This is a genomic window from Glycocaulis sp. (genome assembly GCF_052168375.1).
In the GTDB taxonomy this organism is placed as follows: Bacteria; Pseudomonadota; Alphaproteobacteria; order Caulobacterales; family Maricaulaceae; genus Glycocaulis.
In genome coordinates this window covers 1-9,025 of record NZ_JBQLZR010000250.1, presented here as the reverse complement: position 1 = coordinate 9,025, position 9,025 = coordinate 1, and the positions used below count along the sequence as shown (strand labels likewise).

The following is a 9,025-nucleotide window of genomic DNA, read 5'->3' as shown; positions in this document are numbered from 1 at the left end:
GCCGTCCCGGTCATGCTGGAGATTGGCCGGGAGCCGGTCTATGGCGAGGCGAGCGAGGCGATTCTCGAAGCGGCCTCGGAAAGCCTTATCGAAGAGGCCGTCAGGCCTTGACCGGGCACTGCCTGAAGCGGCAGACTGTCATCATTATGAACTAGCACCTTTCCGGCGCGCCCTGCGCCCTCTCCGCTACTGACGACACGAGAGATCGCCCCGCCCTTGGTGCGCGGGCGTGAAAGGCAAAGACTCCATGCATGGTCCTGATCCGATGAACCCGCATCCCATGGCGGGATTCCCACGCGTCTGCTTTCTGAAGCCGGTCATCACCCGGCCCAATATCGAAGTGGGCGAATACACCTATTACGACGATCCCGACACGCCGGAGGCGTTTCAGGATCGCAATGTCCTCTACCATTACGATTTCACCGGAGACCGGCTGATGATCGGGCGTTTCTGCGCGCTGGCGACCGGCGTCACGTTCATCATGAACGGGGCCAATCACGCCCTCGATGGAATCTCCACCTATCCGTTCCAGATATTCGGCGGCGGCTGGGAGAAGGGGTTTGATGCGGCGAGCCTCGACAGTGGCTATCGCGGCGACACGATTGTCGGCCACGATGTCTGGATTGGCCGCAACGCCGTCATCATGCCGGGCGTGCGCATTGGCAACGGGGCGATCATTGCCGCCCACTCTGTCGTCACGCGCGATGTTCCTGATTATGGAATCGTTGCCGGCAATCCGGCCGAGTTGCGGAAGAAGCGCTTTGATGGAACCACGATTGCAGCGCTTCTGCGTATCGGCTGGTGGAACTGGCCGGTGGAGAAAGTTTCGCGCCATATCAACGCCTTGAGAGCGGGAGACCTTTCCGCCCTGCAAGAGGCACGTTGACGAACGGATGGGGAACGCGCTTGTCTGTGGCCCATCATGCTTCAGACAGCGCTGCCTCCGCTCCACCACATAGACGTCAACGGCGTGCCGCTGCTGGCCGATGTATCGGGCGTAGCGTTCGAGGAACGCAGTGCCACGCTGATCGTCGCCGACCTGCATCTGGAGAAGGGGTCTGCTTTTGCGGCGAAGGGGGTCATGCTGCCCCCTTACGATACCCGCGCAACGCTGACTCGCCTCGCCGAGGCGATGGCCCGCCTGCGGCCGCGCACGGTCATTGCGCTTGGTGACAGCTTCCACGATATGGGCGCAGGTTCGCGCATGCATGGCAGGGACGCCGCCTTCCTGACCGATCTGATCGGTTTTGTGCAGCGCTGGGTCTGGATTGCCGGCAATCACGATCCCGAGCCGCCTTCGGCGTGCAGCGGGACGCGGGCGCCGGAGTGGGAACTTGATGGCCTGATATTGCGCCATGAACCGGCGGCCGGTGCAGCGCCCGGCGAAATCGCCGGCCATCTGCATCCGTGTGCACGGGTGCGCAGCAAGGGGCGTTCGGTGCGGCGGCGCGCCTTTGCCAGCGATGGCAATCGCCTGATTCTGCCGGCCTTTGGCGCCTATACGGGCGGGCTCAACGTCCGTGACATGGCCTATGCGGCGTGTTTTGCCCGCACTCCCGATGCCTGGATGCTGGGGCGCGACCGCGTCTACCGCGTGCCGGGGCGCAGCTTGCTGGCAGACTGATCGGCGACGCGCCTAAAGCGCCCGGATAGCCAGCGCTGCGCCGAGGCTGATCACCGCGCCCAGCGTCAGGATGAGGCGCAAGGGCAGGTACCAGCGCGGGAAGGTGCCGCCGCGTACCGCGCCGCGATCCCACAGATACTGGATGACAAAGCCGGCGATCAGAATGCCCCAGCCTGCAAGCTCGGTATCGAAGGGCAGGCCGGGCCGGTTCCATACCTGCATCAGCACCGCCAGCCAGCCTGACAGCGACAGGAGTACTGCCAGCAGCAGGACGCCGGGGCGCGGTGCATCGGCGCGCAGCACGATCTCCGCCGTCCAGCGCCCGCCCGCCAGGAAGGACAGGATCACGGCGGCATAGATGGGCAGGAAATTGGCCGCCTGAATCGATGCCTGCCCTCCCAGCGCTATGCCGAACGCGCCTGCAAAGAACGGCACCAGCCCGCCAAAGCCGAGCATGAGCGCTGTGCCAGGGGCTTCACTGAGTTGTCTGAGCATGGGTCATGTCCCCTAGCGGCGGCGGAAGATTTCGGCGGCGCCCCAGCCTGCAATGAGCGCGATGATGACGGCAATCATGCCATAGAGAGGCGCGCGCTCATGTGCAAAATCGTAGAGCGCCTGCTCAAAGCCAGCCTTTCGCACCTCAAGGCTGGTCCGGCGGCTGGCAATCGGCACGCCGTCGCGGAAGAGATAGATGTCCAGCTGATATTCGCCAACCGGTGTTACCGGCGGCAGCCGGACATCGGCGCGGAAAAGCCCGCCATCGAGTATCTCCACGCCGCCGGGCGATTCCACATAGAGCCCGTCGCGCGCCCGGTTGCGCACCACCGCGCGGCGATAGTCCACGATCTCTGCGCCCAGCTCGGTCACGACCACACCGCCAACGCCAAAGCGGGTTTCCTCACGCTCATGGGCAGGCGCTGAGAGCCGGATATGCTCCATGCCGATGCCTTCACGCCGCAGCGAGGAGAAGGTGGCAAACTGGCTAAGGGCCCGCGTCGAGGCAACGGCGTAATAGCCATAGATGTCCTCGAACGCGATGGGTGCGCGGTTGATCCAGATGCCGAGCGTGCGGATCTTGCGCATCACACGCAGATCCTCCTGCGGGCCACGCACCACAACCACGATGTCATCGCCTTCGGCAAGGCCCGTCACCGCGCCATAGACGAGGAAGTCCGCGCCGGTGAAGTTCGAGCGTATCTCCACCACTTCCTGGGTCAGTGCCGCCACGATGCCGACCGGCTGGATCTCGTCTTCGGGCGCGAGCGAAACCGCTCCGGCCGGCATGGCCAGGGCCAGCATGGCGATCAAGGCGGGCAGGGCGCGGATCATGATGCAGCCCGTCCGGTGGTTTCCATCAGCTCGAACATGTCCGCCGGATCAGACACCAGATCAAAGGCGAGCTTGAGGCAGACGCTCAGCACCATCAGCGCCAGTGCCGCGCGCAACTCCTCTGCGCGGATTCGTTGGCCGACGCGCGCGCCGAACTGGGCGCCGATCACACCGCCCACGATCAGCAGGCCCGCGAGTACCAGATCGACGGTCTGGTTCTGGCTTGCCTGCAGGAAGGTCGTCAGCGCTGTCACGAACAGGATCTGGAAGAGCGAGGTGCCGATCACGACCGAAGTCGGCATGCGCAGGATGTAGATCATGGCGGGCACCATGACGAAGCCGCCGCCCACGCCCATCAGCGCGGCCAGTAGGCCGACCATCGCGCCAATGCCGATGACGGGGATGAGGCTGATATAGAGACCGGAAACGGGAAAGCGGACCTTGAAGGGCAGGGCATCTATAAGCCCTCTTTTGCGGCGGCGCGGGCGCGGCGTGACGCCGGTCTTGCCCTGACGGTAGCGCCGCCAGAGTGCGCCGACGCTCTCCACGAACATCAGCCCGCCAATAACGCCCAGAAACCCGACATAACACAGCGAGATTACGAGATTGATCTGGCCTGCGGCCTGCAGATAGGAGAACAGCCACACCCCGCCGGCAGAGCCGACCACGCCGCCAGCCAGAAGATAGAGCCCCATTTTGAGATCGAGGCTCTTGCGCCGGAAATGGGCAATCGCGCCGGAGGCAGAGGACGCCACGATCTGGTTGGTCTGGGTGGCCACGGCCACAGGCGGGGGAATGCCGATGAAGATCAGGATCGGCGTCATCAGGAAACCGCCGCCGACACCAAACATGCCCGACAGGAAGCCGACGCCCAGACCAAGACCCAGAATGAGAAAGAGATTTACCGAGACTTCCGCGATGGGAAGATAGATATCCATCGCCCCGCCCTACCGGGACGGACCGCGCTCGAGCCGGGAGACCAGGGCGGTATCGACCGCTCCGCTCGCTTCCAGTCCTTGTGCGCGCTGGTATGCCACCACTGCCTCTCGGGTACGCGGGCCATAGGCCCCGTCAGCCGGGCCGGTATCATAACCCATGGCGAGCAGCAGTTCCTGTGCCCGCGCGATAAGCCGGGTGCTGGTACCTTGATCCCAGGCTTGTGCGGGATAGCGGCCTTGTGCCTGCGGGTCCAGCGGACGGGCTGCAAAACGGCTGGCGGCATCTTCCGCCGCAGCGCGCTGCTCGGCAGACAGTTCACGGCGCAGATTGGCGGCGCGTTCTCCGGCAGCGCTATCGCCGCCTGCAGCGGCAATCAGGAACCAGGCATAGGCATCAGCGGCGCTTTGCGGCACGCCGAAACCTTCCTCGAACAACAGGCCGAGATTGAACTGGCTGTCGCCCATGCCGTGCAGGGCGGCCTGTTCAAACCAGCGCGCGGCGGCTTGCTGGTTTTCAGGCGTGGGCGAGAGGTTCACGAAGGCGACGCCTGCTTCGTACATGGCGCGCAAATGCCCGTTCTCGGCGGCACGGACGATCCATTGGCGCCCCGCCTCCGGATCGGCTGTCACGCCCTCACCGCGCTCCAGCATCCGGCCATAGCGGAACTGCGCATCGGGAATGCCCTGTTCGGCAGCGCGCCGCATCAGCGTCGTCGCGCCTTGCATGTCACCGGCTTCCACCCGTTGCAGGGCAAGCTGGTAGCGTGCCACCGGATCGCCGGAAGTCGCGGCAGCTTCAAGTGTCAGCGGCGTGTCGGGAATAGTGCTCATCGCGGCGGCTGGCGTTACCTCCACGGGGGCGGACTCAGCCGGAGACGTTTCGACGGGGCGGGCTTGCGCGGTCTCGACCGGAACAGGCGCGTCCAGTGCTTCTGCCGTTGCGTCTTCTGTTGCCGCTGTCTCGCCGGCGACGGCAGAAGGTTCTTCGATGACAGGCGTTTCCGCAGGCACGGCATCGGTGCGCACATCGGCAAAGAGGCTCGACAGCGCTTCGGGCGAGATATCGTTTTCGGCGGTCTGGGCCGGGCGGCTGAACCCGTCCATCAGGATGAAGGCGGCGGCTGCACCAAGTGCCAGGAAGCCAAGCAGGCTGACGCTCGCGAGCAGCCAGCGGCCACGCGGGCCCTCCTTTTTTGGCGCTTGCTGCGCCGCATAGTCGAAGCGGGCCGGGTCTGAACCGCCAACGCGCACCTTGCGGCGGGCTGCGGCCAGAAACTCTGAATCGGCGGTAGCGCCCAGAACCTGCGAGGCGCGGGTGCGCGGCGCCGGTTGCGGCATGGGAGCGGGCCGGGGCGCTTCTTCCCAGCTATCGGCGATCTCGTCAGAATAGGCCGGTGCCACCTGCGGAGCGGGAGCCGCACTCAGCGGGTCATCGACCGCGACGACGAAACTGTCCTCGCCACTGATGGCAAATTCGCCATGCAACGCCGCATCATGCTGTCGGGGCGGCGGTTGCAGGGGCGCCGAGAAGCTGTCGGTTGCAGCCGGTTCACTGGTGGTATCGACGGCGGGCCTTGAAGCGGCAGAGGGCCTGCGGCGTGGTGGTTCATGCAGGGCGTTCTGCTCGATGGTTTCCAGCCGTTCGGCCAGCGCCGTCATCGCGCGCTGGACAGGCGAGAGGGCATCAGCCGTTTCGGTGCGGGCCGCATCAAGGCGCGCATGCACGCCTTCCATCGCCTCTGCAATGCGTTTGGCGGTAAGTTCTTCGGACGCGGCAATACGCTCGCGCAGCACGTCGTCCTCGGAGCGCGCCCGCCCGTTAGCATCCAGGGTCTCGACCACCCGCGCCATGCGCTCGCCTGCCGCCTCCAATGCCCGTGCAGAGCGTTCCTCGGCATGGCTAACCCGGTCGGCGAGGGCTTCGCCCAGCTTTGCGACCTGTTCGCCAATCTGCCTGACAGCATGACTGCTTTCCTGACGCACGGCGTCAAGACGCGATTCGATATCGGCCTGGTTGCGGATCTGGCTGCGGCGCTGCTCGTCTTCGCGCAGGCGCGCCTCCAGCCGGGTCTCGTTGTCGGTGAAGCGGCGGTCGATCGCACGGGCGAGACGGGAGACCTCCTGGCTGATCCGGGCAAGCGTATCGGCCTGGCGCGTCTCCGCGGCTGACAGGCGGGCTTCGGTCGCCTGCAGGGCCTGCTCCAGCCGTCCCGATCCTGCCCCGCCAGAGCGGGAAAGCGTGTCGATCTGGCTGGCAAACTCGCGCCGTGTGTCGCGGATCACCTCGGCCAGTTCCATCGCCAGCCGGTCAAAGCGCTTCTGGAACTGTTCCTGCGACAGGGCCGTGCCGCTGCCCTGTTCCAGCTGGGCCAGGCGCGCTTCCAGCCTTTCGTGCGAGCGGGCAAGGGCCTCTGCGGCCTTGTGTGTGGCGCTTTCCGCTTCGACGAGGCGCCGCTGCACAACGCGCGAATTGTCGTGAACGCCCTCAAGGGCTTTCGACATGTCGCGATGGCGCTGCTCGACCAGATCGCGCAGCGATTGTTCCTCGGCGCGGCTGCGCCGTTCTGCTTCCTCGATCCGCTCGGCCAGCGTGCGGATCGATTTTTCCGATCCGTCCTTGCGGCGCTCTTCCCGGTCGAGAAGCCCGTCAATCTCTGCGCGGAAATCGCGCTCGGTCTCGTAAAGGCGTGCCGCCACCTTGCCGAGCGCCGCTTCGACCGCGCGCACCGGTGCGCTGTCGGCGCTTCCGCCACTGCGCTCCAGCTTGCGCAGACGCTCCATGACCTCGTCCTGGCCGGACCGGATACGGGCCAGCGCCGACTGGGTCGTCTCCTCGTCCTCTTCCAGCCCGTCCTCGATGCGTTCAAGGCGGCGGGCAAGGCCGTTCACCGACTGGTCGACACCGGAGATGGCGAGTTGTGCGCGGGATTCTGCAGCCTCGATGCGGGCGCCGAGGCGGGCAATCATCTCGTGAAGATCGTCATCGCCCCCGCCGCCATCTTCGCCAGCCGGTGACTGGGAGAAGCCGGGATAGGCGCCAAGACGTTCAGACCAGTCGCTGGAAAGCGGGCCGTCTTCGAGGATGACACGGTTCAGCCATTCACCCAGCGTCATGCCTTCACGGCGCGCAGCCGTTTTGGCTATCGCCCGCGCCCGCGGGTCGATTCCCTTAACGCTCCAAGGTGTTCCGGATGTCATCCGACTCACACGCTCCCGACCCGATCGGTGAAGGGTAGTCGAGCGGTTAATATTGTGTAAACCGGAAGGCTGACCCCAATATGTGGTATTTCCACAGCTTCCGGTTACGCAAGGGCCGCTGCACCCCCGACCTTAACGGTTAACAAGAGCCAGCGATGCGGTTAACGGCGCGTAAAGTTTCCTTAAATTCGGACCCATGCGCTGCATCATCCCGGGAAAAGGGCAGGCGCCAGTTGCTGCAGCCGGCTTTCAAGCCCGTTGACCTGTTGCAGCGTCTCGGTAGGCACCCGCGCGGGCAGGGCCCTCGCACTGTCAAGGAACAGCCAGGCCTCCTCTGGTGCGCCGCCAGCCAGATACCGCAAGGCGAGATACCAGTAGATGTTGACCGCATACGGGTCGATGACCAGCGCTTCGGAGAGGAGCGCCGCCGGATCGAGGCCCGGATGGGCATCGAGGCCTTCCTCGCCCCATTCCACCAGCTGGCGCGCAACAATGGTGCGCGCCGCCGAGCCGGCATAATCGCGCCGCTCCAGATAGGGCAGCAGGCGTTCAACCGCGAGACGGTGGGAGCCTTCCGCTGCCGCTTCCACGGCTTCTGAGACAGCGTCAAACCCGGCATTGCCGGTACCGGCTTCGGCCAGCGCCGCAGCGCCTGCGCAGGCGAGGCGCTCCGACCCGACAGTCTCTGACGGGCAAAGCCCGAAATGAGCGGTTTCCTGCACAAGGGTCAGCATCGCGCCGGCAAGGTCGCCCTGCCGCTGGAGCGCCTGGATCTCGACCATGAATTCCGGCGGGGAGGGCGGGCTGTCAGCCGAACCGCCGATTGCATCCAGCATGGCCTGTCGTGCGCGGGCATCGACCAGTGCCGACTGGCCGAAGCTCAATTCCGCCTCGGCAAAGCCCAGCTCTTCAACGGAGAACGGGGCGCTGTCCGCCAGTTGCCACAGCTCGGTGCGCCCTTGCGGGCTTTCCGGGCTGATGACGGTGAAGGAGAGGGCGCACACCGGTTCGCCATCGCGTAACGCTGCGATGATGTCGGGGTGCAGGGCAAGGCGATGGGCAAAGGCGGTGATGAGGCTGCGGTGTTGCGCCGCGCCTGGCGTCACGCCCTCACAGCCGGTCCAGACGCTGGCAACGGCCTGGCCATCAGACCCGCGATACCAGCTTGTCACCCGCCCGCCGGACAGAGGGCCATCACCGGCTTGCGCATCGCGCGATGTACGCGTCAGGCCGGCCGGTGCGGCTGCGACGCTCATGGCGGATTCCAGCCAGAAACGGTGGAAACTGCCCGAGGCGCCAAAGGCGATATCTTCTGCCTGCCCGCCCCGCGATAGCGCGACATAGATGTCGATATTGCGGCGCACTCCGGCATAGAGGGAGGTGTTGGTGTAGCTGCCGGCTTCCCGGTCGAGCTGGAGCGCGCGCCGTGCGGTGAAATCATAGAGCGAGACGCTCGTGTCACTGGTTTCACCAGCCCAACCATTCCCGGCAATGAAGGTTCGGGTGGATTGCGCAGCCCCCTCCGGCGCCACGCTGTCGGCAGGCGCTGCGCCGGTCTCGCCAAGGTCCGTGACGGCAACCTGCCAGTCGAGCCGGATGCCTTCGCCCCAGCGCGCACCGCGCAAGCCCTCGTAATGGGCGAAACTGACATGCGGACCCATCGTGCGCGGGGCAGGGCCGGCGTCTGCGGAGCGGACGGGCTGCGGGGCAGGCCTGGGGACTGCCGCATTTTCCCTCTCCGGCGCGGTAACGACCGGCGCCTCAGCCTCATCGTCCTCCGGTTCGAGCCGCAGCGCTTGCGGGCGCGCCGCTTCGGGTAAACGATCGGCCTGCGGCGCGACAGGTTCGTCGGTGGCCTCTGCCTCGACGTCCTCGGCAGGTTCGCGCAGCGGAACCGGCGCAGGGTCCGGCTCAGGTTCAGCCGGTTCCGGACTCA

At 65.8% G+C, this 9,025-nt stretch carries 6 protein-coding genes and 1 pseudogene; 2 read left to right on the top strand and 5 right to left on the bottom strand.

The annotated features are described in order from the left end of the window. Window positions 1–247 precede the first annotated feature (247 nt). Window positions 248–886: a CatB-related O-acetyltransferase gene (locus ACTS2Z_RS10270; protein WP_442573119.1), complete on the top strand. Its 639-nt coding sequence runs from the start codon at window positions 248–250 to the stop codon at window positions 884–886. A 36-nt stretch (window positions 887–922) separates the two neighbouring features. Next, window positions 923–1,624, top strand: coding sequence for a ligase-associated DNA damage response endonuclease PdeM (pdeM, locus tag ACTS2Z_RS10265; RefSeq protein WP_442573118.1), 702 nt, complete (start codon window positions 923–925; stop codon window positions 1,622–1,624). A gap of 12 nt (window positions 1,625–1,636) precedes the next feature. Here the strand turns inward: pdeM and ACTS2Z_RS10260 are convergent, their stop codons facing one another. The 5 genes and pseudogenes from ACTS2Z_RS10260 to ACTS2Z_RS10240 form a co-directional block, all read right to left on the bottom strand. Further along, window positions 1,637–2,119, bottom strand: a complete 483-nt coding sequence (locus ACTS2Z_RS10260; protein ID WP_442573117.1) for a DUF3429 domain-containing protein — start codon at window positions 2,117–2,119, stop codon at window positions 1,637–1,639. A gap of 12 nt (window positions 2,120–2,131) precedes the next feature. After that, a complete protein-coding gene (locus tag ACTS2Z_RS10255; RefSeq protein WP_442573116.1) occupies window positions 2,132–2,953 on the bottom strand; it encodes a TIGR02186 family protein in 822 nt (273 codons plus the stop codon). Further along, window positions 2,950–3,891, bottom strand: coding sequence for a sulfite exporter TauE/SafE family protein (locus tag ACTS2Z_RS10250; RefSeq protein ID WP_442573115.1), 942 nt, complete (start codon window positions 3,889–3,891; stop codon window positions 2,950–2,952). The genes ACTS2Z_RS10255 and ACTS2Z_RS10250 overlap by 4 nt, the downstream gene beginning before the upstream one ends. A 9-nt stretch (window positions 3,892–3,900) precedes the next feature. Beyond that, window positions 3,901–7,089 carry a peptidoglycan-binding protein gene (locus ACTS2Z_RS10245; protein ID WP_442573114.1) on the bottom strand — a complete coding sequence of 1,063 codons (3,189 nt, stop codon included), beginning with the start codon at window positions 7,087–7,089 and terminating at the stop codon, window positions 3,901–3,903. A gap of 206 nt (window positions 7,090–7,295) precedes the next feature. Next, window positions 7,296–9,025: pseudogene (locus ACTS2Z_RS10240) on the bottom strand (hypothetical protein); the annotation flags it as partial.